General features: G+C 62.8%; 21 protein-coding genes and 1 pseudogene. 12 read left to right on the plus strand and 10 right to left on the minus strand.

The genetic code is table 11. From position 1 onward, the window contains the following. Nucleotides 1-51 precede the first annotated feature (51 nt). The 4 genes from NKK52_RS25445 to NKK52_RS25460 are packed head-to-tail and all read left to right on the plus strand — an operon-like array spanning nucleotide 52 to nucleotide 3,756. On the plus strand, nucleotides 52-756 hold the full coding sequence (locus NKK52_RS25445; protein WP_023681279.1) for a CerR family C-terminal domain-containing protein: 705 nt from the start codon (nucleotides 52-54) through the stop codon (nucleotides 754-756). Next, a complete protein-coding gene (locus NKK52_RS25450) occupies nucleotides 753-1,706 on the plus strand; it encodes an HlyD family secretion protein (protein WP_023681280.1) in 954 nt (317 codons plus the stop codon). Before NKK52_RS25445 ends, NKK52_RS25450 begins: the two co-directional genes overlap by 4 nt. Continuing rightward, nucleotides 1,703-2,623 (plus strand): ABC transporter ATP-binding protein, encoded by a 921-nt coding sequence (locus tag NKK52_RS25455; RefSeq protein ID WP_023681281.1) that lies wholly within the window; start codon nucleotides 1,703-1,705, stop codon nucleotides 2,621-2,623. Before NKK52_RS25450 ends, NKK52_RS25455 begins: the two co-directional genes overlap by 4 nt. Then, on the plus strand, nucleotides 2,620-3,756 hold the full coding sequence (locus tag NKK52_RS25460) for an ABC transporter permease (RefSeq protein WP_023681282.1): 1,137 nt from the start codon (nucleotides 2,620-2,622) through the stop codon (nucleotides 3,754-3,756). The genes NKK52_RS25455 and NKK52_RS25460 overlap by 4 nt, the downstream gene beginning before the upstream one ends. A gap of 4 nt (nucleotides 3,757-3,760) precedes the next feature. Here NKK52_RS25460 and NKK52_RS25465 read toward each other — a convergent pair whose 3' ends face one another. From NKK52_RS25465 to NKK52_RS25475, 3 genes are read right to left on the minus strand one after another with little or no spacing between them, the layout of a single operon-like run. Then, nucleotides 3,761-4,360 (minus strand): DNA-3-methyladenine glycosylase, encoded by a 600-nt coding sequence (locus NKK52_RS25465; RefSeq protein WP_023681283.1) that lies wholly within the window; start codon nucleotides 4,358-4,360, stop codon nucleotides 3,761-3,763. Nucleotides 4,361-4,377: 17 nt separating this feature from the next. Beyond that, a complete protein-coding gene (locus tag NKK52_RS25470; RefSeq protein WP_023681284.1) occupies nucleotides 4,378-4,758 on the minus strand; it encodes a nuclear transport factor 2 family protein in 381 nt (126 codons plus the stop codon). Nucleotides 4,759-4,766: 8 nt separating this feature from the next. Then, the gene (locus tag NKK52_RS25475) at nucleotides 4,767-5,744 is read right to left on the minus strand and encodes a threonine ammonia-lyase (RefSeq protein ID WP_023681285.1); all 978 of its coding nucleotides are present in this window, start codon (nucleotides 5,742-5,744) and stop codon (nucleotides 4,767-4,769) included. Between the two features lie 195 nt (nucleotides 5,745-5,939). On the opposite strand from NKK52_RS25475, the gene NKK52_RS25480 reads away from it, so the two are divergent. After that, a complete protein-coding gene (locus tag NKK52_RS25480; RefSeq protein WP_023681286.1) occupies nucleotides 5,940-7,961 on the plus strand; it encodes a hydantoinase/oxoprolinase N-terminal domain-containing protein in 2,022 nt (673 codons plus the stop codon). A gap of 123 nt (nucleotides 7,962-8,084) precedes the next feature. Further along, the gene (locus tag NKK52_RS25485) at nucleotides 8,085-10,256 is read left to right on the plus strand and encodes a malate synthase G (RefSeq protein WP_023681287.1); all 2,172 of its coding nucleotides are present in this window, start codon (nucleotides 8,085-8,087) and stop codon (nucleotides 10,254-10,256) included. Nucleotides 10,257-10,461: 205 nt separating this feature from the next. Here the strand turns inward: NKK52_RS25485 and NKK52_RS25490 are convergent. Further along, nucleotides 10,462-11,364 (minus strand): annotated as a pseudogene (locus NKK52_RS25490) (YifB family Mg chelatase-like AAA ATPase); the annotation flags it as partial. A gap of 35 nt (nucleotides 11,365-11,399) precedes the next feature. On the opposite strand from NKK52_RS25490, the gene NKK52_RS25495 reads away from it, so the two are divergent. Further along, nucleotides 11,400-12,938 (plus strand): recombinase family protein, encoded by a 1,539-nt coding sequence (locus NKK52_RS25495; RefSeq protein ID WP_023681288.1) that lies wholly within the window; start codon nucleotides 11,400-11,402, stop codon nucleotides 12,936-12,938. A 734-nt stretch (nucleotides 12,939-13,672) separates the two neighbouring features. Here NKK52_RS25495 and NKK52_RS25500 read toward each other — a convergent pair. Continuing rightward, nucleotides 13,673-14,845: an AAA family ATPase gene (locus NKK52_RS25500; protein ID WP_084633796.1), complete on the minus strand. Its 1,173-nt coding sequence runs from the start codon at nucleotides 14,843-14,845 to the stop codon at nucleotides 13,673-13,675. 273 nt (nucleotides 14,846-15,118) lie between these two features. On the opposite strand from NKK52_RS25500, the gene NKK52_RS25505 reads away from it, so the two are divergent. Next, a complete protein-coding gene (locus NKK52_RS25505; protein WP_023681292.1) occupies nucleotides 15,119-15,928 on the plus strand; it encodes a sulfite exporter TauE/SafE family protein in 810 nt (269 codons plus the stop codon). 255 nt (nucleotides 15,929-16,183) lie between these two features. Here the strand turns inward: NKK52_RS25505 and NKK52_RS25510 are convergent, their stop codons facing one another. Next, on the minus strand, nucleotides 16,184-16,483 hold the full coding sequence (locus tag NKK52_RS25510) for a hypothetical protein (protein ID WP_198031468.1): 300 nt from the start codon (nucleotides 16,481-16,483) through the stop codon (nucleotides 16,184-16,186). A gap of 296 nt (nucleotides 16,484-16,779) precedes the next feature. Continuing rightward, nucleotides 16,780-17,211, minus strand: a complete 432-nt coding sequence (locus tag NKK52_RS25515; protein ID WP_023681294.1) for a hypothetical protein — start codon at nucleotides 17,209-17,211, stop codon at nucleotides 16,780-16,782. 222 nt (nucleotides 17,212-17,433) lie between these two features. On the opposite strand from NKK52_RS25515, the gene NKK52_RS25520 reads away from it, so the two are divergent. Continuing rightward, nucleotides 17,434-18,072 carry a recombinase family protein gene (locus NKK52_RS25520; protein WP_023681295.1) on the plus strand — a complete coding sequence of 213 codons (639 nt, stop codon included), beginning with the start codon at nucleotides 17,434-17,436 and terminating at the stop codon, nucleotides 18,070-18,072. Here the strand turns inward: NKK52_RS25520 and merBA are convergent. From merBA to NKK52_RS25535, 3 genes are read right to left on the minus strand one after another with little or no spacing between them, the layout of a single operon-like run. Next, nucleotides 18,069-20,330: a bifunctional organomercurial lyase/mercury(II) reductase MerBA gene (gene merBA, locus NKK52_RS25525; RefSeq protein WP_023681296.1), complete on the minus strand. Its 2,262-nt coding sequence runs from the start codon at nucleotides 20,328-20,330 to the stop codon at nucleotides 18,069-18,071. The genes NKK52_RS25520 and merBA overlap by 4 nt on opposite strands. A gap of 52 nt (nucleotides 20,331-20,382) precedes the next feature. Further along, nucleotides 20,383-20,673 (minus strand): heavy-metal-associated domain-containing protein, encoded by a 291-nt coding sequence (locus NKK52_RS25530; RefSeq protein ID WP_023681297.1) that lies wholly within the window; start codon nucleotides 20,671-20,673, stop codon nucleotides 20,383-20,385. Nucleotides 20,674-20,690: 17 nt separating this feature from the next. Then, nucleotides 20,691-21,101, minus strand: coding sequence for a mercuric transporter MerT family protein (locus NKK52_RS25535; RefSeq protein ID WP_023681298.1), 411 nt, complete (start codon nucleotides 21,099-21,101; stop codon nucleotides 20,691-20,693). A gap of 83 nt (nucleotides 21,102-21,184) precedes the next feature. Here NKK52_RS25535 and NKK52_RS25540 point away from each other — a divergent pair, with 83 nt between their 5' ends. The 3 genes from NKK52_RS25540 to NKK52_RS25550 all read left to right on the plus strand — a co-directional run bounded on the left by NKK52_RS25540 (nucleotide 21,185) and on the right by NKK52_RS25550 (nucleotide 23,502). Beyond that, nucleotides 21,185-21,613 carry a MerR family transcriptional regulator gene (locus tag NKK52_RS25540; RefSeq protein WP_023681299.1) on the plus strand — a complete coding sequence of 143 codons (429 nt, stop codon included), beginning with the start codon at nucleotides 21,185-21,187 and terminating at the stop codon, nucleotides 21,611-21,613. A 268-nt stretch (nucleotides 21,614-21,881) separates the two neighbouring features. Further along, a complete protein-coding gene (locus NKK52_RS25545; RefSeq protein WP_245263035.1) occupies nucleotides 21,882-22,457 on the plus strand; it encodes a hypothetical protein in 576 nt (191 codons plus the stop codon). Between the two features lie 103 nt (nucleotides 22,458-22,560). Beyond that, nucleotides 22,561-23,502, plus strand: coding sequence for a ParB/RepB/Spo0J family partition protein (locus tag NKK52_RS25550; protein ID WP_031203656.1), 942 nt, complete (start codon nucleotides 22,561-22,563; stop codon nucleotides 23,500-23,502). Nucleotides 23,503-23,514 lie beyond the last annotated feature (12 nt).

Consider the following 23,514-nt stretch of genomic DNA (forward strand, 5'->3'; position numbering starts at 1 on the left):
CCGTAGATAATCAATTTGACTTTAATCAATCGATTGATTAAAGAGGCCGACATGATCAAATCCGCGCCCGACAAAATGCCCCGCCAGGAGACATCGCCCGCCGAGCAGACGCGCGCCGCACTGGTGCTGGCCGCGCTCAAACTGTTCGGGCGGCAGGGCTTCGACGGCACCTCGACGCGCGAGATCGCGGCGGAGGCGAAGGCCAACATCGGCTCCATCGCCTATCATTTCGGCGGCAAGGAAGGGCTCCGCGGGGCCGCCGCCGACCACATCGTCGAGACCATCCAGGCGGTTGCTGGCCAGGCGCTCGGCGGCATGCAGCTGCAAGGTCAAGCCAGTTCAGAGACGGCGCGGGCGCAGCTCTCGACCGCATTGGAGCGGATGGTAGGATTTATCGTCGCCCGGCCGGAGGCGGGCGATATCGTACAATTCGTACTTAGAGAGTTGTCGCATCCGACGGCCGCCCTCGACCGCATCTATGACGGGGTGTTCGAACCGACGCATCGCCGCCTCTGCCAGATCTGGGAACAGGCGACGGGCGAGCCGGCCGAAAGCGAGGCCACCAAGCTCGTGGTCTTCACGCTGATCGGCCAGGTCATCTATTTCCGCATCGGCCGCGAAGCAGTGATGCGTCGTATGGGCTGGCGCGAGATCGGTAACGCCGAAGCCGCCAAGGTGGTGGCGGCGGTCACAAGCAATCTTGGCGCCATACTGGCGGCCCGAAATCCGGTCGCCCGCAAGGAGGGCAAGCGATGAGTTTTCTCTGTTCCCTGCCGCTCGCGGCCCAGCTGTTCGGCGCCTGCGCGCCGGCAGCGCCGCTTGCCGTCGGCTATGTCGAGGGCGACTATGTCTTGCTGGCGCCGATCGAAGTGGCGCAGGTCGAGACCGTCGCGGTCAAGCGCGGCGACCGTGTTGTATCAGGCACGCCGGTGGTGACTCTCGAAAGCGCCGACGCAAAAATCGCCGTCGCCCAGGCAGAGGCCGCGCTCGCCCAGGCGCAGGCGCAGCTTGCCGACCTGCAGATCGGCAAGCGGCCGGAGGAGATCGCGGTGCTGAAGGCCGAGGTCGACATGGCCAAGGCCCAGGCCACGGATGCCAAGCGCAAATACGACCGCGCCGCCGACCTGTTCAAGCGCGGTGCCGGCACGCAGGCCGACTACGACACGGCCGCCGCGACGCTGGAGACCGCCAATGCGCAGGTCGGCCAGGCGCAGGCCAACCTCGCCGTCGGCGGTCTGCCTGCGCGTCCCGAAACGATCAAGGCGGCAGACAATCAGGTCAAACAGGCGCAGTCGGCGTTGGAACAGGCTGAGTGGCGGTTGTCGAAGCGCGTGCTGGCGGCACCTTCGCCCGGCCGCATCAATGACGTCATCCGCAATTCCGGCGACACCGCCGGTCCGACCGCGCCTGTCATTTCGATGTTGCCGGACGGTGCGGTGAAGCTCAGCGTCTATGTCCCGGAAAGTGCGTTCTCGTCGATCAAGGTCGGCACGCTGCTTGTCGTCCATTGCGACGGCTGCGGGCCGGAGGTGAAGGCGCGCGTCAGCTATGTCTCGCCCGACCCGGAATTCACCCCGCCGGTGATCTACTCGCTCGAGAACCGGCAGAAGCTGGTCTACCTCGTCGAGGCGCGGCCTGAGGGCAAGGCGCAAGCGCTGCAGCCGGGACAGATCGTCGATGTCGAGCTGGCGGCCTCCGCAAAATGAACGCCATCGACGTTCATGGCCTGGTCAAGCGTTTCGGCGACAAGACTGTCGTCGACCATGTGACGATGACGGTGGCCGAGGGCGAGATCGTCGGCTTTCTCGGGCCCAACGGGTCCGGCAAGACGACGACCATCCGCATCATGTGCGGCCTGCTGACGCCCGACGAGGGCGAAGGTAGGGTGCTGGGTTTCAACATCCGCACCGAGTCGCTCCGCATCAAGCGCGAAGTCGGCTACATGACGCAGAAATTCTCGTTCTACGAGGATTTGACGATCGGCGAGAATCTCGAATTCGTGGCGCGGCTCTACCGGCTGAAGTCGGTCGAGGAGCATGTGTCGAAAACGCTGGAAGAGCTTGGCCTGACGAGCCGCCGCAACCAGCTCGCCGGCACGCTGTCGGGCGGCTGGAAGCAGCGGCTGGCACTGGCCGCCTGCATCATGCACAAGCCGAAGCTGCTGCTGCTCGACGAGCCGACCGCCGGCGTCGATCCGAAGGCGCGGCGCGAATTCTGGGACGAGATCCACCGGCTGGCGAGCGGCGGTCTGACCGTGCTGGTGTCCACCCACTACATGGACGAAGCCGAGCGCTGCCACCGCATCAGCTACATCTCCTACGGCAAGATGCTGGCCACCGGCACGGTGGACGAGGTGGTGACGAATGCCGGTCTGACCACCTTCGTGCTGCAGGGACCGCGCCTCGACCAGGTCGCCGATGCACTCAGGGACCGGCCCGGCGTCGACCAGGTGGCGCCGTTCGGCGCGACGCTGCATGTCGTCGGCTCCGACAAGGCAAAGCTCGAAAAGGCGCTCGCCGATGTCGAGAAGGAGCACAAGGGCGTCAGCGTAAAACCCGGCGAGACCAGCCTCGAGGACGTCTTCATTCAGTTCATGTCCGGCTCGAAGGACAATATGGCATGAACAGCGTCTTCTCCTTCGCCAGGCTCGGTGCGCTGCTGATCAAGGAATTCATCCAGATGCGGCGCGACCGCATCACCTTCGCCATGATGCTGGGCGTGCCGCTTTTGCAGCTGGTGCTGTTCGGCTACGCCATCAACAACGATCCCAAAAGCCTGCCTGCCGCACTGGTGGCGACCAGCAACGACCCCTACACCCGCGCCATTGTCGCGGCCCTGCAGACGACCGGCTACTACCGCTTCGACCATGTTGCGCAAAGTGCCGAGGCTGCCGAATTCCTGATGGCGCGCGGCGATGTCGCCTTCGTCGTCACCATCCCGGCCGATTTCGGCCGCCGGGTGGAGCGCGGCGACAATCCGCAGATACTCATCGAGGCCGACGCCACCGACCCGGCCGCTGCCAGCGGCGCCATCTCGACGCTAAGCAAAGTGGCCAGCCAGGCGCTGCTTCGGGCGCAAGGGATGCAGGAGGCGGCGAGTGAGGCCGCCAGGGGCCAGCTCGATGTGGTGGTGCACCAGCGCTACAATCCGGAAGGCATCTCGCAATACAACATCGTGCCCGGCCTGCTCGGCGTCATCCTGCAGATGACCCTGGTGATGATGACCTCGATCGCGCTGACCCGCGAGACCGAGCGCGGCACTATGGAAAACCTGCTCGCCATGCCGTCCAGCCCGTTCGAGATCATGCTGGGCAAGGTGCTGCCCTATCTTGTGGTCGGTGGCGTCCAGGTGGTGGTGGTGCTGGCGGCGTCGAAGCTCTTGTTCGCCATCCCCTTCACCGGTTCCATGTCGCTGCTGCTTACAGCCGTATTGGTGTTCGTGCTGGCGCTGGTGCTGCTTGGCTACACCATCTCGACCATCGCCCGCACGCAGATGCAGGCGCTGCAGCTGACCTTCTTCTTCTTCCTGCCGTCGATCCTGCTGTCCGGCTTCATGTTCCCCTATCGCGGCATGCCGGGCTGGGCGCAGACCTTCGGCGAGATTTTTCCGCTGACGCATTTTCTGCGCATCACCCGCGCGGTGATGCTGAAGGGCGCCGAACTGCCGGCGGTTGCGGGCGAGATCGCCTGGCTGGTCGGGTTCGTGGCCTTGTTTGCCGGCGTCGCATTGGTGCGGTTCAGGCGCACGCTCGACTGAGCGTTCAGGAATTGAGCGATGGCGGACCGCTGACGAACGGACTGCCCCTGACATAGAACCGCAGCGGGCGGTCCGCATCCTTCGTGATGCCGATGCGGATGCCTTGGCCGATGTCGCCGGGCTCGTGCTCGTCGGCTGCCAGCCATAGCGGGCCTTGGCGGCACAGATCGAGGCCGTCCAGCGAACGGTCGATCCGCAATGCCTGGGCGAGCCGCCCCGGCCCGCGCGCCAGGTCGCGCAGGCGCTCCACGCCCCGGTTCAGCCGCATGATGGCGATGCCTTCGAGCGGCTCCAGCGCCCGGATCAGCACGCCGGTGCCGGTGCCCGGCCCCTCGCTCGAGACATTGAGCATCCAGGAGACCCCATAGGCGAGGTAGACGTAGGCGTGTCCGGGCCCGAGGAACAGCGAACGGTTGCGCGGCGTCATGCCGCGATAGCCGTGCCCGGCGGCGTCGCCGGTGACATAGGCCTCGGTCTCGACGATACGGCCGCTGACGATGCCTTCCGGCAGCTCCCGCACCACGAGCTTGCCGATGAGATAGCGGGCGAGATCGGCCGTATCATCAGGCAGTTCGGCACGATCGAGCGGATGGTGGCCGGTCATGCTACCGCCGCCGTGTTTCAAGGTATCCGTTCGACCCATTGCGCGCGCGACTGCCCCGGCTCGAACGGATCGCCGAAATACTGTGTCTCGCGAACCACCTTGCCATCGACGAACTCCATGATGCTCACCGTATAGGACGGAATCCCGTCATAGGTCAGGACATATTCGGTGATCCAGAGGTCGCCTGACCCGGTGATCCGCCGCACGGCAAAGCGCTTCCGGTTGGGCTGCGTGGCGCGCGACGACTGGATGTTGTGCCGTCCGCTGATGCGCTCGCCTGATTGCGGATAATCGAGCACCGCGTCCTCGCGATAGATCTGATGCTCCGTCTCGAGATCATTGGCATCGGAGGCAGCCCAATGGCGATCGAGAGCCGCCCTTATCTCAGCGTCTGCCATATCGGTTCTCAGCCCGCGGCCATGATCTCGGCATAGGTGGTGAAATCGACATTGCCGCCTGACAGCACGACGGCGACGCATTTGCCCGACAGTTCGATCTCGCCTGACGAGAGCGCCGCCAGCGCCACGCAGCCGCCGGGTTCGACCACCAGCTTGAGATGGGCCATGGCGTCGCGCACCGCCTGTGCGGCCGCCTTGTCGGAGACGGCGATGGCGCCGGCGAGGTTCTTGCGGTTGATCTCGAAGGTGATGGCACCGGGCTCTGCGGTGAGGATGGCATCGCAGATCGAACTGTGGCCGGGCTCGTTGGAAACCCTTTTTCCTTCGATCAGCGAGCGGCGGGTGTCGTCGAAATGCTCGGGCTCAACGGCCCAGACTGCTGTGGCCGGCGAGGCATCCTTGACGGCGATCGAAATGCCGCTCGTCAGGCCGCCGCCTCCACAGGGAATGACGACCGCATCGAGGCTGACGCCGAGCGCTTTTGCCTGGCGCATCAGTTCGAGACCGATCGTGCCCTGGCCGGCGATGATGGCCGGATCGTCGAAAGGAGGCACCAGCGCCATGCCCTTGTCCATGTAGGGTCGCACCACCGTCATGCGGTCGTCGCGAAAGCGGTCGAACGGCACCACTTCGGCCCCCATCTTGCGGACATTGGCGATCTTCATCGCCGGCGCGTCGGCCGGCATGGCAATGACCGCCTTGACGCCGAACATGGCAGCCGCCGCGGCGACGCCCTGAGCATGGTTGCCGGAGGAGAAGGCGACGACGCCGCGGCTGCGCTCTTCTTCGCTCAGCGAAGACAGTTTGTTGTAGGCGCCGCGGAACTTGAACGAGCCGGTGCGCTGCAGCGTCTCCGGCTTGAACAGGATGCGGCCGCCGAAGCGTTTGTTGAGTTCCAGCGATTCGATCAAGGTCGTTTCGGCGATCAGGCCGGAGAGCCGCGCGGCGGCGGCATGGATGTCGGCGATGCCGGGAAGCGTGGTCATGGCGAAGTCCTGAAAGGGATGAGATCGGCGCATGGTGCACGCAAAGGCAGGCCACGCACCAATGAAAAAATGTGACCGTTACAAAGTTTGGCGGGCATGAGCGGCGACGAGGGTCAAACTGGCCCACCTCTCCCGCCTTTATCAGCCGGGCCGTATCGGCTAAGGGCGGGGGAGCAGAATCCCGGACCGCCAGACATGACCGCCAAGCCAAAACCCCTGTTTCTCGGTATCGACACCGGTGGCACCTATACCGATGCCGTGCTGTGGTCGGAACAGGGCGGGCCAAAAGGCAAGGTGCTGGCCAAGGCCAAGGCGCTGACCACGCGGCACGATCTTGCCGTCGGCATTTCCGGCGCGGTTGATGCGGTGCTGGGAAAATCGGCCACCGATCCGGCCGCGATCAAACTCGTGTCGATGTCGACGACGCTCGCCACCAATGCGCTGGTCGAGGGCCAGGGTGGGCGTGTGGCGCTCATCATGATCGGCTTTGCCGGGGCCGACCTTGCGCGCGACGGGCTGAAGACGGCGCTCGGCACCGATCCGGTGGTGTTTTGTCCGGGCGGCCATGACGTGCACGGCAATGCGGCCAAGCTCGATCTGTCGGGGCTGGAAGCAGCACTCCCTGAACTCGGCGCCTCGGTGTCGGGCTTTGCCGTGTGCGCCTATTTCGCCACCCGCAACCCGGAGCATGAACTCGCCGCGCGCGACCTCATCCGCGAAAAGACCGGCCTGCCGGTGACCGCCAGCCATGAATTGTCGGCCAAGCTCGGCGGTCCGCGTCGCGCGCTCACCACCTTGCTCAACGCCAGGCTGATCTCGATGATCGACCGGCTGGTGGCGGCAACCGAAGGATTTTTGGAAGCCCGCAACATCGCAGCGCCCTTGATGGTGGTGCGCGGCGATGGCGCGCTGGTTTCGGCGGCGTTTGCCCGCCAGCGGCCGATCGAGACCATCCTCTCCGGCCCGGCCGCCAGCCTGGTCGGCGCCCGCCACATGACGGGCCTGGACAACGCCATGGTGTCGGACATTGGCGGCACCACCACCGATGTCGCCGTGCTCGACGGCGGCCGTCCTCGGCTCGATCCCGAAGGCGCCACCGTCGGCGGCTTCCGCACCATGGTCGAGGCGGTCGCCATGCGCACTTTCGGCCTCGGCGGCGATTCCGAAGTGGCACTGGAAGATGGCGCGCTCAACCCGAAAATCCTGCTCGGGCCGCGCCGCCTGGTGCCGCTGGCGCTGGCCGGCATGATGCATGGTGTTTCCGTGACATCGGAGTTCGAGCGCCAGCTCAGGGCGCCCAACCCCGGCCGCATGGACGGCCGCTTTGCGCTGCGCACGGGCGTGCCGGACAGGCTCGCCGCCGGCCTGACCGCGCCCGAGGCGAAACTGTATGAACTCATTGGTGCCGTGCCGCTCGCCATCGACAGGCTGCTCACCTCGAACGCCCAGAACGCCACGCTGAACCGGCTGGTCTCGCGCGGTCTTGTGCATATCTCGGGCTTCACCCCTTCGGACGCCGCGCATGTGCTCGGCAAGCAGGCCAACTGGGACCCGCTTGCGGCCCGACTCGGCGCCGAACTGTTTGCCCGCAAGCGCGACGGCCGCGGCCAGTACATCGCGCCGTCTCCGGAGGTGATTTCCGAACGCGTGCTGCTGACGCTGACGCGCTGGTCGGCCGAATACATTCTGGAGACCGCCTTTGCCGAAGACGGGCTGGATGGCGCCGCCACCGTCGCGCATGCGCTGGTGCAGCGCGCCGTCGATTCCCATCCCGGCATCGCAAGGCTCAGCGTCGCGCTCGATCGTCCGGTCATCGGCCTCGGCGCCTCGGCGCCGCTGCACTATGCCGGCTTGGCCGAGCTGGTCGGTAATGAGTGCGTTGTGCCGGAGGATACCGACGTCGCCAACGCACTCGGCGCCGTCGTCGGCCAGGTCCGCGTCTCGGCCGAAGCCCGCGTCAGCCAGCCTAAGGAAGGTTTGTTTCGTTTGGCGTCGGGGCAAACGGTGCGCGACTTCACGGACGAGGCCGAGGCGATCGCGGCAGCGGAGGCTGATGTGCGGGCGATCGTAGCCGCGCGCGCGAAGGATGCCGGCACGGATAATGCCGAGATCGACGTTTCGACCGAGTTCAAGGTGTCTACGGTTGAGGCCCAACGGATGTTTATCGAAGCGCATGTGGTGGCGGTTGCATCGGGTCGGCCGAGGATTGCGGTTTAGGTGATCTCCCCCACGAGGGGAGAGATCAGCAGCTTCAAATTCCCCGCCTTCACCCTAAGCTGAATTGACCCTTCACCCCTGACATGCCAAAGGCCGCAAAGCCTTTCATCTGGAGAAGCCCTGATGACCGATCGCGTCGAGATCGCCGGATTGCGGATTGCCCGCGAACTGCATGACTTTGTCGGCGAAGCGCTGCCGGGTACCGGCATTGCCGCCGACGCCTTCTGGAACGGCTTTTCGGCTATCGTCCATGATCTCGCGCCGAAGAACCGGGCGTTGTTGGCCAAACGCGACGCCATGCAGGAACGGATCGACGCCTGGCACCGCGCCAATGGCGCGCCCATCGATATGGAGACCTACAAAAGCTTCTTGCGTGAGATCGGCTATCTCGTGCCCGAAGGGCCGGCCTTTTCCGTGTCGACCGACAATGTCGACCCCGAGATCGCCACCGTTGCCGGGCCGCAGCTGGTGGTGCCGGTGATGAATGCGCGTTATGCGATCAACGCCGCCAATGCCCGCTGGGGCTCGCTCTACGATGCGCTCTACGGCACCGACGCCATTGCCGAGACCGGTGGCGCCGAGAAGGGTAAAAGCTTCAACCCCGTGCGCGGCGCCAAGGTGGTTGCCTGGGCGAAGAGTTTTCTGGACGAGTCCGTGCCGCTCACCTCGGGCAAATGGGCCGGCGTGAACGGGCTGACGGTTTCGGGTGGCACCTTGCGGCTCGGCGCCGGCGCCGGCGGCACCACACTGGCCAACCCGAAACAATTTGCCGGCTACCGCGGCGACGGCGCCAACCCGGAAGCCATCCTGCTGGTCCAGAACGGCCTGCACATCGAGATCCTCATCGACCGCACCAACCAGATCGGCCGCACCGACCCGGCCGGCATTGCCGACGTGATCCTGGAATCGGCGCTGACCACCATCCAGGACTGCGAGGATTCGGTCGCGGCGGTGGATGCCGAGGACAAGGTCATCGTCTACCGCAACTGGCTCGGCCTGATGAAGGGCGATCTGGCGGAGGAAATCAGCAAGGGCGGCAAAACCTTCACGCGCAAGCTCAATCCGGACCGCGCCTGGACCGCGCCCAGTGGTGGCGCGCTGAGCTTGCCCGGCCGCTCGCTGATGCTGGTGAGAAACGTCGGCCACCTGATGACCAATCCGGCCATCCTCGACCGCGATGGCAACGAGGTGCCGGAAGGCATCATGGATGCGGCGCTGACGGCGCTGATCGCGCTGCACGATGTCGGCGCCAACGGGCGGCGGATGAACTCCCGCGCGGGCTCGATGTATGTGGTGAAGCCGAAGATGCATGGGCCGGAGGAAGTCGCCTTCGCAGTCGAGATTTTCGACCGCGTCGAAGCGCTGCTCGGCATGGCCAAAAACACTATCAAGATGGGCATCATGGACGAGGAGCGGCGCACCACCGTCAACCTCAAGGAAGCGATCCGCGCGGCGAAGGAGCGCGTCGTGTTCATCAACACCGGCTTCCTCGACCGCACCGGCGACGAGATCCACACCTCGATGGAAGCCGGCCCGATGATCCGCAAGGGCGACATGAAGCAGGCCCCCTGGATCTCCGCCTATGAGGCGTGGAATGTCGACGCCGGGCTCGAATGCGGGCTGGCCGGCCATGCCCAGATCGGCAAGGGCATGTGGGCGATGCCCGATCTGATGGCGGCGATGCTGGAACAGAAGATCGCGCATCCCAAGGCCGGCGCCAACACCGCCTGGGTGCCGTCGCCGACAGCGGCGACGCTCCACGCCACGCACTATCACAAGGTCGATGTCCATGCCGTCCAGGCGGCGCTCAAGAGCCGGCCGAAGGCGAAGCTAGATGATATATTGTCGGTGCCGGTGGCGGTGCGGCCGAACTGGACCCCCGACGAGATCCAGCGCGAGCTCGACAACAATGCGCAAGGCATTCTCGGCTATGTCGTGCGCTGGATCGACCAGGGCGTCGGCTGTTCCAAAGTGCCCGACATCAACGATGTCGGCCTGATGGAAGACCGCGCCACGCTGCGCATCTCCTCGCAGCACATCGCCAACTGGCTGCACCACAAGGTCTGCTCGCAGATTCAGGTGATGGATTCGCTACGCCGCATGGCGGCAACCGTCGACCTGCAGAATGTCGGCGACCCGCTCTACCGCCCGATGGCCACCGATTTCGACAATTCCATCGCCTTCCACGCCGCCTGCGACCTGGTGTTTAGAGGCCGCGAACAGCCGAATGGCTATACGGAACCGGTGCTGCACGCACGGCGGCTGGAGCTGAACGCGAAAGAGCGGGCGAATTAGCGCCTGCATTTCCCTCCCCCTTGAGGGGAGGGTGGCCCGAAGGGCCGGGTGGGGTCCTGCGTGAAGTGCGGCGACTCCCTTCGGACGACACTACAAGCAATGTCATTGCAGAGGCCCTTTCTCGGCTCGGCTCCAAAAAGATCCACCATTCTTCGGCGACCCCCACCCTGCCGCTTCGGGGCCACCTTCCCCTCAAGGAGGAGCGTTACGCCGCCTGCGCCACCCGCTCCGACATCATGCGGTAGGAAATCGCCTCGGCCAGGTGAATGCGGCCGACGGTTTCTCTCGCTTCGAGATCGGCCAGCGTGCGCGCCACTTTCAGCACCCGATGATAGGCGCGCGCGGAAAAGCCGAGCTTTTCGCTGGCGTCCTTCAACAGAGACAGGCCGGCGGCATCCGGCATCGCGATGTCCTCGATAACAGAAGGCGAGCAATGCGCGTTGGTGGTCGCGCTGGTCACGCCGAGCCGCTCGAACCGTTCGCGCTGGATGGTGCGGGCGCGCGCGACGCGCTGCGCAACGGCGGCACTTTTCTCCGCCCGATCCGGCCGGATCAGATCGGCGGCCGAAACCGCAGGCACCTCGATCCTGAGATCGATGCGGTCGAGCAGCGGGCCGGAAATGCGCGCCTGGTAGTCGGTGCGGCAGCGCTCACCGCGCAGGCAGCGATAGCCGGGCTCGCCGGCCATGCCGCAACGGCACGGGTTCATCGCCGCCACCAGCTGGATGCGCGCTGGATAGGTGACGCGGTGGTTGGCGCGCGCGATCATGCAGTCGCCGGTCTCCAGCGGTTGGCGCAGCGCATCCAAGGTCTGCGGCGTGAATTCGGGAAACTCGTCGAGGAACAGGACGCCGTTATGGGCAAGCGATACTTCGCCCGGCCGCGCCCTGATGCCGCCGCCGACCATTGCCGCCATCGAGGCCGAATGGTGCGGGGCGCGGAACGGCCGCCGGTCGGTGAGCTTGCCTTCGCCGAGCTCGCCGGCCACCGAGGCGATCATCGAGACTTCAAGAAGTTCCTTCGGTGCCAGTGGCGGCAGAATTGAAGGCAGCCTCTGCGCCAGCATCGATTTTCCCGAGCCGGGAGGCCCGACCATCAACATGATATGGACGTTAGACCCAACCTCAGGTAGGACGCTTAGCCATGACAAAGCCCAAGAGCCCCAGAGCCCGAGCGTACTCATACATACGCTTCTCCACACCCGAGCAGGGTGCCGGTGACAGCCTACGTCGCCAGACTGACAAAGCCGTGAAGTATGCCGCCCAGCACAATCTCATTCTTGACGACACAACGACCTTTCGCGACCTCGGTGTCTCAGCCTTTCGCGGTGCCAACGTTGCGGTGGGCGCGCTGGGAGATTTCCTCTCGCTGGTCCAATCAGGTGACATTAAGCCGGGCAGCTTCCTGTTGGTCGAGAACTTTGACCGTATCTCTCGCGATAGCATCTTGGACGCTCAGGCGGTCTTCACGGGCCTTTTGTCGGCCGGGATCACCGTTGTCACGCTCAGCAACGATAGGGCCTACTCTAGGGAGAGCATCCGCCAGAACCAGTTCGCGATCTTCGAGATCATCATTGGATTTATCCGTGCGAATGATGAGAGCGCCCGCAAGCAGGAACTCCTTCGCGCGGCGTGGCATGGCAAGCGACTGAAGCTAAAGGAGCAAGGCATCCCGATGACAAGGCTCAGTCCCGGCTGGGTTCGGCTTCGCGAAGATCGCCTTGGATTTGACCTGATACCTGAACGCGCTGAGGTAGTCCGCCGAGTATTTGACCTGACCCTGGCTGGCCAAGGGCAGCACGCGATTGCGCAAAGGCTGAACCGCGAGGGCGTGCCCGTGTTCGGAACGGGTAAGATGTGGCACCGCTCGTACATCAAGAAGATGCTGGCGGACCCCTCCGTCGTAGGTGTTCACACGCCTCACCGGGTGGAGCGGATCGGTGGCAAGAAGCGACGTATTCCCACTGAGCCAATGGAAGGCTATTTCCCAACGGCGGTTGACCGCGAAACGTTCGAGCGCGTGGCCACTCTCTCAACCGGAAGAGGAGCGGGACGTACTGTAAATGGCATTGAGAACGTCCTCGCTGGGCTTGCGGTGTGCCCAAAGTGTGCGTCGACAATGACCCGCGTGAACAAGGGCAGCAGATCACGACCCTCCCTTGTTTGCGTAAGGGCCAAGGCGGGCAAAGGGTGCGCCTACAAGTCAATTCCTTGCCAGCAGGTTGAGTTCGCATTAGCGGAGAAGGCAGGCGAGTTCTGGCGCACGCTCCCTGCGCCTGATGCCGCTTTGGAAGCCAAGTGGCAGCAACTTCTGGCGGATGAAGAGAACCACGACGAGGCGATCAGCAACATCGTTGACGCGATCAAGGAAGGGGGGGCTTCGGCAGTATTGCTGGATAGTCTGCGACAGGTTGAAGCCGACCGTGAGAAGATCAGGACCGAAGTTAGCGAGGTTGGCGAGAAGGTCGCGGACGCACTGACGAACAGGACACAACAAACTGTCGACCGGCTCGTTGAAGGGCTGAAGGCAACGACTCACGACGTGGTGGCCATCAACGCGACGATGCGTCAACTGTTCACCAAAGTGACCGTGGACTGGCCGCGCGGATACCTTTGGTTCCACTGGAAACACGCCCCAGGAGAAGAGACCGGGCTGATGTTCGCGTGGCCAAGTGACCCCTGAGCGCGCGCCTGACGGCTACTGCAATTGAACTGTAGGTGTCGGCGGCGGAAGATGAGCCAGTAAGCTGCAGGCGAGCACAACGCTCAGAAGCGCTAAGCAGGAGAAGGCAAGCGTGCCGTGGGTGCCGCCTATGCGTCAGCCGCAATCTGTTGAACCGTGCGAATGCAGCGCGCAAGGCTATCTGAATTAGCGGCTGCTACTTCCGGCCGCCAGCCGTCGTCGTCATTGAGGAATGCGCTCACCAATGATCCGTACAGGGGTCCAATAGCTCGTCCGCTGCCCTCCCTGGGGACCATCTCATCGCGTATTTTTTTGCGCGAAGAGTGACGTGCTATGTCCACCAATGCCCGTTTTGGATTTGCGAGGCCTTCGGGAGTTTGAGGTATGCGAGCGGTAGATACGCCGAGAAATGCTGCAATACGGTCGCGGTCGGCCAATATCCAGGCCTCCGCTGCCCGAACGACTACTCGAAAGTGCATTTGCTGGCTCGGGGTCGGAAGCCATGCTTGCCGACCGTGTGGACCGCACGGGAAATCGTCGTCCAAGTCGATCAACACAAGCCATGGAAAATGCTGTCCGGCATTGTTGTAGCCAGGAAGCGAACGGAGCAGGTGTGGCTTTCCCTGCCTTCCATATACATTGCCAATCACCGTGCCCGTGTGGCGAACAATCCGCCTGAGCATGGCCTCGTCAAGGTCCCCCTCTACGGCCGCGTGGAACATCGCTGGCTGAACTCAATCGCCAAAGAGGCTGAGTTGTGCGGCCCTGGGCGGACGCGTCTCCGGGATCAATGCATCGGGGAGCGGCAAACCTCCTTCCACCAGCGCGCGAGCGTGCTGCAGCTGCGATACAAGTTCCACACGCGTTCCTTCGGCCTTGGGCCGCAACAGAAGCACTTCGTCCAATGCGATGCCTTCATCGCGCAGCAAATCGGCAGAGTGAGAACTTAGTAGAACCTGCCGACCGGTTCGTCGCTGAAGTCGCGCGAATAGCTGAGGCAGGTATCTCACCACCTCGGGATGGAGTGACAATTCCGGCTCTTCAAGCAGAAGAGGCCCCGACCCATCCAGAACCGCCCACAACAACGCGAGGAGGCGCAGAGTTCCATCGGAGAACTGCTCCTCCGTTTGCCAAGCGCCCAACGACCGCCAGTGTTCATACTTTCCTCTGAGATGAGGAGTTCCCTTTGCCTCATCGCGAAAGAATTGAAGCTCCTGCAATTGTGGAACGGCGACCTTCAAGCCCTCCGCGATCTTGCGGAGCCGCGCGCTGCGAGTTCGATCTTGGGTCTTGGCCACTTGTTCCAAGAAGTCGGAGCCAAACGGGTCATTGTCACGACCTACGTATCGGTCGGTTTCTCGTACAAGCTGGGGGACAAGATGGACGTAGCGGACTGTTCTGAGGAAGTCTGCCAAATCGCGAAATGACCTGTTGACGTTCACCTGTTCGATATGGGTCTGTTGGAGGCGAGCTGGATCGTTTCGATCATCTTCATCAGGTCGACGGATAAGCGTCGTGCCCATGGATTTGACGACCTCGCGCCGCAACAGCGGCCGCTGGCGATTGTCTTGGGTGAAGGTAACTTCATAGGTCCAGATGTTTGGTACCTCATCGGTGCCCAGTGAGACGGCTATCTCAACATCCGGGTAACGGCGAGCGGCAAGGCTACGGAGTTTTGACACGCCGCCTCGTTTGGTGATGGCTTCCTGGAAACCGCCACCCAGGGCTACGAGGTCATGAAGAAACCGGAATGCGTCGAGGAAGTTCGATTTTCCAGAGGCATTGGGTCCAATCAGAAAGACACGCCCAGCCAACGAAACGTCTGCGTGAGCAAAATTGCGCCAGTTGGCCAATCTCACATTTGTGAAGCGCAGCCCTTTGAGGCTTATCGGACTCTTTCCGTTCATGCTGATGACCTAAGCGATTGGAAAGAATGGTTGGTACCACAATGAATTCAAAGTAGCAGTACCAGCCCGGGCCAATTGTGGGTGTGAGACGGAATTAGATACCGTCGTCCTGCTCCGGCTAAATGCTCAGAGGGCGCGGACGTGACCGAAAGATTTGAGCGGATGGTTATGGGGAGCCGACCACGCTCTTGGCGGCGACGTGCCCGACATGGAGTGACCTATCGGCCCAAGCAAAGATGGCTTACAGCGTTGTTTCCCACGGAGTACAACGCCTTGACTGAAGAGCCGTTGATTGTCGACCAGACTTCACCCAGCAAGCCCCTCGCGTTCGGCGGAGGGTTAGTCATTGGGGCACTGGGCGGGCTGGTTGGTCTTGGTGGCGCTGAGTTCCGCCTGCCGCTTCTGATTGGCCTGTTCAACTTCGGCGCGTTGGAGGCGGTGATCCTCAACAAGGCGATGAGCCTGATAGTGGTAGCGACGGCGCTGCCCTTCAGGGCTCAAACGGTGCCGTTCGGGGAGATAGCTTCGCATTGGCCGATCATCGCGAACTTGCTGGCCGGTAGCCTCATAGGCGCGTGGCTGGGTGCTGGATGGGCGACGCGCCTTCGTGCTGAGACCCTCTACAAGACCATCTCAATCATTCTTCTCGTGATCGCGGGCGTGCTGTTGTTTGGTTATGACGCTCACACCGCTGGCGCGCTGCTCACTGGCCTGGCACAGTTGGTCGCTGGGGTCGTCGCTGGGTTCGTCATAGGCATCGTAGCGGCGCTACTCGGAGTGGCCGGTGGCGAACTGCTGATCCCAACGCTGATACTCCTATTCGGGGCCGACATTAAGCTCGCCGGAAGCCTCTCACTCGCTGTGAGCTTGCCGACCATGATCGTTGGTTTTGCCCGCTATACCCGCGACCAGAACTTCTCGGTCATCCGGCGCAACATCGCGATCGTATTGGTGATGGCCTGCGGCTCAATCGTCGGGGCGTTCCTCGGCGGGCAGATGCTTGGATTTGCACCGAGCGGTGTCCTCTTGCCGCTGCTCGCGGCGATCCTGGTAATCTCAGCGGTCAAGGTGTGGCGTCGCTGAGGCTGGAATACCTTCTCCTCCTTAGCCGCAGCCAGGAACGCTTTCGTGCCTCCTCAGGTGGCATCTCATCGGCAATCACGGCGATGCAGACGCGCACCGCTAGGTTCCACTTAGGGCGACGCTTGGTGAACTGCAGGAGCCGATCGCCGGCTGCCTCGGCAGAGCTGACATCGCGGGTCATACCGGCGCGCTCTTTGACGAGGACCGGAGGCGCGGCTTGATGTTGCCACGCTGGCTATGCGGAAGGCATTTGGCCTATGAGAGGCTCACCCCATCACCGAATAGGGCGACCTGGAGGAAACGGTTTGCCGCCCGGAGCCTTTCCACCTCGGCCTCCAGTTCCGCCACCGTATCCTGCAGGATGGCTATTTCTGCCTTGCGCCTCTTGCGAAACCGCCGTTGCCGATCCGCATTGACGGCGTTGTGAAGAGCGAGGTTCAAGGCGACAGGCTCATCCGGGTATTCCGCCCCTATCCCCTTGGCCTCCTCCAGCTTCCGGTGGAAGTACGCGTCATCGTCATCGAAGTCGTAGTAGTCGCCGTAGGTCTTATCCACTCGGTTCCTTTCCGCTGCACCGGACAATTCCATTACGTGACGCACGGCCGAGCCGATTATCAAGATTGCCATTACGTAATGCCAAAGTCCTTGGGGAATGTTCAGCGGAAAAATCCGCCCGACCGATCAGATATAGGGCGGCGCGGGATCACCCCCGTACCCCCTTCGGTTCCACCACACGCCACCCTTCGGGAAACCAAGAGAGCCTCGCCTTGCCCAGCGGCTGGCGTGCCAGAGCCACTTGCCGGGTCGGTAGAGCATTGCAGCTTGGGGAGACTGAGTGGGCATGGTTGCTATCAATCGAGCCTGATGCACCCGTAGTCGGTCCTTGCGATAAGGAATTTCTCTTTGTCGCCCGTCATGAACGCCATCAAAGGCAGGTAGCTGTGTCCAAACCGCAGAGTTGTCCAGTCAATTACGATCATGGCTGGTAGAGCCTGGGTGCCGTCTGAGTTTGGAAATCGCAACATGATGAAAGAAATGCCAAGGGCATCGCCTCCATCCAAACCCGTGAACCAATGCTTCAGAACCTCTGCCTTCTCCTCGCGCGTCTTCTTATCGAGCCTATTCGTCCCCTGGTATGTGACCGATACCGCGTCTTTGCTGGCCTCAATTCGATAGCTCTCTGTCTGGGTAAGGTTGGAGGATGAGCACAGGGCCTTTTCTGCCAGCGCGGTGGTGGTGGAGATTGCCGAGGGAATGAGAAATGCCAAGGCCCAACGCCTCATCTTGATGCCTCCTTCGGCCCGATGGTGGTCGCGCGGCCGCGCTTCACCTGTGCCAAACTAGGAGCAGTAGCCGCTTAGTACAACGCAGCACCCTCCGGCCGCAGCAGGTTCGCTCGGGTGTGCCCTTTCCGAACCGGATCGAGGGTGGTTCGATAAATGCCACTTGACCAGTCAAATAGAACCATCTATTAGCGAACCACTCAAACCGAACTGGAGCACACCGTGACATTTATCCGAGCCTATCTCAGAGCCTCGACCAAGGAACAGGACGCAGGACGTGCGCGGGGTGACCTTGAAGCGTTCTGCCGGGAGCGGGGGCTCACCATCGCCGCCACCTACGAGGAGAACGAGAGCGGCGCTTCGCTGCACAGGCCAGAGCTGTTCCGGCTGCTCAGGGACAGCAAGCCGGGCGACATCCTGCTCACCGAACAAGTCGACCGCCTGAGCCGCCTGTCAGACAACGACTGGGAACAGCTCAAGCGCGAGATCAAGGACCGTGAGGTGAAGGTCGTGGCGCTGGACCTGCCGACCTCGCACATGATGCTGAAGACCGAGGACGCCTTCACCGGGCGAATGTTCGACGCGATCAACGGGATGCTGCTCGACATGCTCGCCGCCATCGCCCGCAAGGACTATGACGACCGACGCCGCCGGCAGGCTCAGGGCATCGCAAAGGCGAAGGCCGAGGGCAAGATGAGGGGTCGCCCTGAGGACGCCAAGCGGAACGAAGCGATCCTCGACATGCTGCGGGGCGGGCAAAGCTGGAACACCGTCGTGGCAGCGACAGGTTGCTCGCGCTCGACGCTCGCGAAGCTGGCGAAGCGCCTTGTGCCATCAAGCGAAGCGCATGCCGTGCCTTAGCCTGCGCAGCAGGACAGCTTCGCCACGTCCTTGTCGAATGACAGCGCCGTGAGCTTCAAGCCCTCCACAGTGGTCAGGTATGGGAAGAGCGTGTCTGCGAGTTGCTGGACGGTTAGCCCGCAGGTGATGGCTAAGACGGCAGTCTGGATGCTGTCAGCGCCCTCAGGTGCCAGAATGTGAGCCCCGAGCAGCCTGCCCGTCCCGGTTTCGGCGACCAGCTTGATCAGCCCCCTGGTATCGCGTGCGGCCAGTGCGCGTGGCACTTGGTCAAGAGCAATCTTGGAGACGCGCACATCATGCCCGGCTGCGCGAGCGGCAGCTTCAGTGAGACCGACACTCGCGACCTGCGGATCGCTGAACACGACGGCCGGCATCGCTGCATTGTCGTACCGCAGGCTGTCGCCGTTGAGGGCGTTCTTGGCAGCGAGCTTGGCGCCATAGGCGGCCATGTAGACGAACTGATCGTGGCCGGTCACGTCGCCAGCGGCATAAGTGCCGGGGCGGGTGGTGCGCATGTGGTCGTCAACTGCAATGCCCCCGTTTGCCGCAACAGCGACACCGTTGTCGGTGAGGTCGAGCGCCTCGGTGTTGGGTGTGCGCCCGGTGGTGACGAGAACTTGCTCGGCGTCGAGTGTCACATTCCGGCCATCGCGCTCAACCGTCAGAGCAACACCGGCATCGGTCGTGCGGATCGAATGGTAGGCTACGCCGGAGACGACGTTGATCCCCTCGTCCTCAAAGTATCCCGTCAGCGCCCGGCTGATCTCAGGCTCGGCCTCGGGCAACAGTCGTGAGCGAAAGACAAGCGTCACCCTGACACCAGCCCGCGCGAACAACTGAGCCAGCTCGGCACCGATGTAGCCCCCGCCGATGATGAGCAGCGTTCTCGGCAGTTCCTGAAGCTCCAAGGCTGTTGTGCTGGTGAGATAAGGTACAGCTTCAATACCTGGGATGCTCGGGACAGTGGGCCGCGCCCCGGTCGCGATGATGATCCGGTCGGCCGCGATCCGCGTGCCATCAACATTCACTCCGCCGTGGACGAGGCGCGCCGATCCCTCGCGATAGGCGATGCCGTCGTAGGCCGGCAGCAGGTCTATGTACTTCGTCTGTCGCAAGTGCCCGACCAGATCGTCCTTTTGAAGAACTGTCGCCCGCCAGTCCGTGATCACAGCCTCAGCCGTAACGCCAGCAAACCGTGCGGCGGCGCGTGCGTTGTGAAGGGTCTCCGCAGCCCGGATGAGGGTCTTTGAGGGCACGCAGCCGATGTTGACGCACGTACCTCCGATGGTCCCACTGCCAATGAGCGCCACCTGGGCTCCTTGATCGGCGGCGGTGATAGCTGCCGAGAAGCCAGCCGAGCCGGCCCCAATGACGGCAATGTCATAGACATCGCGCCTCGGGACTCGACGGCCGACAGTGGTGACTTTCGAGGTGGCACCATTGGCACTGTGGGAGCCAGCATCGGCTTGGGTGCGATCCTTCCGCAGCCCGATCATGCTTGGCTCGAAGATCGCCCGGCCAGCCTCCAGAGCCTCCTTGATGGAAAGTCGAAATCCCGGTTCGTCGGCCGGCCATATGCTTCGCCAAGCTGCGAAGTGGTCGTCGCTACAGAAGAAGGCTGTCGTCGAACAAAGTGAATTTGCGGCACAGCCGCCCTCGTAGTGCACGCTAAGCCAGACCACCGTTTGCCGAGGGTTGACCTCGTCGAGTGCCCGGCCGTGGTCTCGCGTGGAGACGTTGATCGGTGAGCCGCAATGCCAGCAACGGGAAGTGATCTGAATGTCTCTGTCGAGCATTGCGCCGACGCCAAGCGCATCGACTGCGCACATGGCGTTGATAGTACGGCCATCCAGCTTGATTTGGTGGCCGGTGTCTCGGTCGGTGAATGGATAAGTGCCAACGATCCGGTCGCCTTCAAGAACCACAAGGTCCCGTTCACTGAGTTCATTGAGCAGCGGTTGCAACGCTGCTTCGGTCAACCCGACTTCCGTTGCAAGAGCGACGAGTGTTGGCGCCCTGCCATTGTCGGCATAGAACTGAAGCAGTGCAGCGCGTACCCGGTCCACGGCGGCCGAGTAGCCGCTCCAGCGGTCAAGGACATGATCTGAACCGATCATCGCAGTCAGCGCACCCCGGACCACCGAGGATGCCACGACCGACCAATCGGGAAACGTCACGCCGGGTCGTATAGCAAAACTGGGCAGAGCGGCGGCTGAGCCAATATCTGAGGGGGACTTAGGTGCGCAGCAGTCGCTCATGAGTTCAAGCCTAATTGAAGGGTGGTGGGTTCGGGTTGGGCTCGGTAGACTGTCAGCTTCCCTGTTGGGGATGAGCCGGGTAACCCGCGTTTGTGCTGGCGGCGGCTATGGCCTCGGCCGTCGTCTTTCCATCGTCGAAAGTCACGGTAGCAGTCATCGCCTCTAATGAGATGGCCACATCGTCGACACCAGCCACCGAAGCCATGGATGTCTTCACGATGTAGGGGCAGGAGGCGCAGGTCATGTTGTCGACACCGAAGGTGACGGTGCGCTCGGCAGCGAAGGCGGCAGAGGCAGCCAAGGTGATCCCGCCGACGAAGAAGGCGCTCAAAAGGTTCTGCATGGGACAATTCTCCTTGTTTATGCGCCAAGCAGCACGGGCGCGATGTAGTCGAAGGCAAACGCGGCGGTTACGAGCGCCGTCGCTGACCAGAGCGCGAGTTTGACGAGCCGGTTAGGTAATGGCCGTGCGCAGGCCGCGTCGTCGGCGCAGGCTCGCGTTGGCACCCTGTAGACGAGATAGAAGCCATAGCCGAGGACACCAACCGTTCCCGTCACGAATAGCGGCTTGTAGGGAGCGAGCGCGGTGAGGTTGCCGATCCACGCGCCACCGACACCGAGGCTGAACAGCACCAGCGGCACGATGCAACAAGAGGACGCGGCGAGCGCGCCGAGTATGCCGCCTGCTATGACGAGGCGTTGCCGTCCAGCGTGGCTGCGGCCTGAGACCTCATCGGCGGACGCCGACCGTATGTTTCCAAGAGTTTCCATTTCGTCCTTCGCTGATTGCCGAGATCCAGTCTCCGCAGTAATGTGCAGTCTGTAGCGACTACAGGCTCAAGAGGAATTTTGGGATGCGCGATCACGCCTTGGTGAAGGGCCTGCAAAGAGCTGAACTGGCCCGGCGGACAGGAACCAATTTGGAGACGGTGCGGTACTACGAGAAGGTTGGCCTTCTACCGGAGCCGCCGCGCACACAAAGCGGCTACCGAAACTACGACGCGACACACGAGCGACGCCTTCGCTTCGTTCTGAGGGCGCGTGAGCTGGGCTTCTCACTTGACGAAATCCGCGCGCTGCTACGGCTTGTGGATGAGCGTGACCGGCCCTGCGCAGACGCTCGCGTGGTTGCGGCGACACACCTTGAGGACGTGCGCGCAAAGATCGCCGACCTGAAGCGCATGGAACAGGTCCTCAAGGAGGTCGTCAAGCAGTGCGGGGATGGCACATTGCCGGCATGCCCACTGATTGAGACGCTGTTCCAAGAGACTGCCGTCAATTAGGCCGAGAGACGGTCCGTGACGCGCCTCGCGTTGGGTAAGCTGGCGCGTGCATTTGGCGCTGTCGCTGGCCCTGTGCTGCTGTTAGACGCTTGGCTGCCCGACAATGCGGGGTGGCTACTTTGAGGACGAGGACCCATTGACCAACTGGACGGCCAAGCGCGAGCGGAAAGCCGAAGTGAAGAGCCGGGCGAATGAGCCCAGCGCGATGTTCACCCGATGCCGAGCGGTCGGGTGTAGTAGGCCGGCCCGTGCGGGCACAGGAGACGGCTTGGACACGCGGTTCTGCCGTTCGCATGCGGATCACTACGCGCGCCATGGGAGCGCCTATAAGCCGTCCTATGGGGCACGGGAGATCAACCCTTACCGGGCCTCCGCGCTGGCATGGCTTGAGGCAAACCAGAGTGACACCTATGTGGCCAATGCGGTCGACCGAGTAGCCACGCTTCTGCGGACCTCGGGGCCTCACATAGAGGCTTTCCGGTTGCGTGGGCTGTCACCACAGGAGCGCGCGAAGGCAGCCTGGGCGAGGCTGCGGAAGGCCGGTGTCGATCCGCGCCGGGTCGTTGCTGCATGGCTGGCCGTCGAGATGATCATACGGGACGATCCGCAGGCTGAGCGCAAAGCTGAGTTCAAGCAGGTGCAAGCTGCAAAGCTGATCCACAAGATGGCTTCAGGGACGCACAAGAGGTGGGGCGAAGGGGCGAACGTGAAGGAACTGCACGTCTACCCGAGGTCACGCGGGCGCATCCTGAGGCACGTTGGCGAGGCGCTGGAGGAAGCGTGCGAGCTTCTTGTCGAACACCGTGGGCGCGATCTACCCGAACGGCAAGCTGATAGGGCGTGACCTTCTTCTCGCCCATTCATCAGACCAACAACTCTCCCGGCGATCAACAAAATCCGGAAAGGACACAGAAATGACAGGCGGAGGCCGGCAACGAGTGCCACAGATGGAGCCCGCCCAGCGGCTGATCGAGGAGCTGGAGAGAGAATGGAGGGAGGAGCAGACCATTCACCGCAGGTGGCGTGAGGATGGCGTCAAGTTCGATCTTGAGCGGCCCGAGAGGCTGGACATTAGAGCAATCACGCTCATGCCTGAGCTGTTCCAGCCCCGAGACGGCATTAGCGAGAAGCACGTCGCCGACCTGACTAAGGCAATCAAGAGCTTCGGCGAACTCGATCCGGTGACTGCGATTGTCGTGGGAGAGCGGACGATCTTGATTGACGGTCACCACCGCATAGAAGCCTACGGGCGTGTTAGGCCAGACCGAGAGGTGCCGATAAGGTACTTCGATGGGTCGCCCAGCGAGGCCGTTCTGGTAGCGAGCGAGGCCAACTCAGCCGTGAAGCTCCCTATGGAAAGCCGGGAGCGGCAAAACAGGGCGTGGAAGCTCGTCCTAATAGGGCGCTACAGCAAGCCCGACATTGCCAGAGCAGCGGGAGTATCCGAACGACAGGTAGCCAACATGCGGTCGGTGATGAAGCAGCTTGGCGATGAAGCCTTTGCCCACAACAAATCTTGGTTCCGAGCGAGGAATGCGGCGAAGGGCGGGTATCAGCACATGGACGAGACAGAGGCGTCTATCTGGCAGGAAGAGTTAGCTCAACGCTACGCCGACAACATGGCGAAGATGTTCTCAACCAAGATGGCGGACAACCCTCAAGTCGCTGCGATGGCCCTTGAGAAGTACTTCGGCAGGCGGCTTCCGGAAGTCTGGAGGGAACTTAGGGACTTTGTCGACGTCCGCGAGATTGAGCTTGAGGAAGCTGAGGAGAAGGCTGCGGTCGAGGCTGAAGAGGCTGACATTGAAGCTATTCTATCCGCAAGGGCTGCGGCAGAGGCCGTTAAGACCGCAGGACCCGAAGAAGAAATCCGCCACGAGGAGTTCTAACGCTCGACTGGG

The organism is Mesorhizobium sp. C277A (assembly GCF_040324395.1).
Lineage (GTDB): Bacteria > Pseudomonadota > Alphaproteobacteria > Rhizobiales > Rhizobiaceae > Mesorhizobium.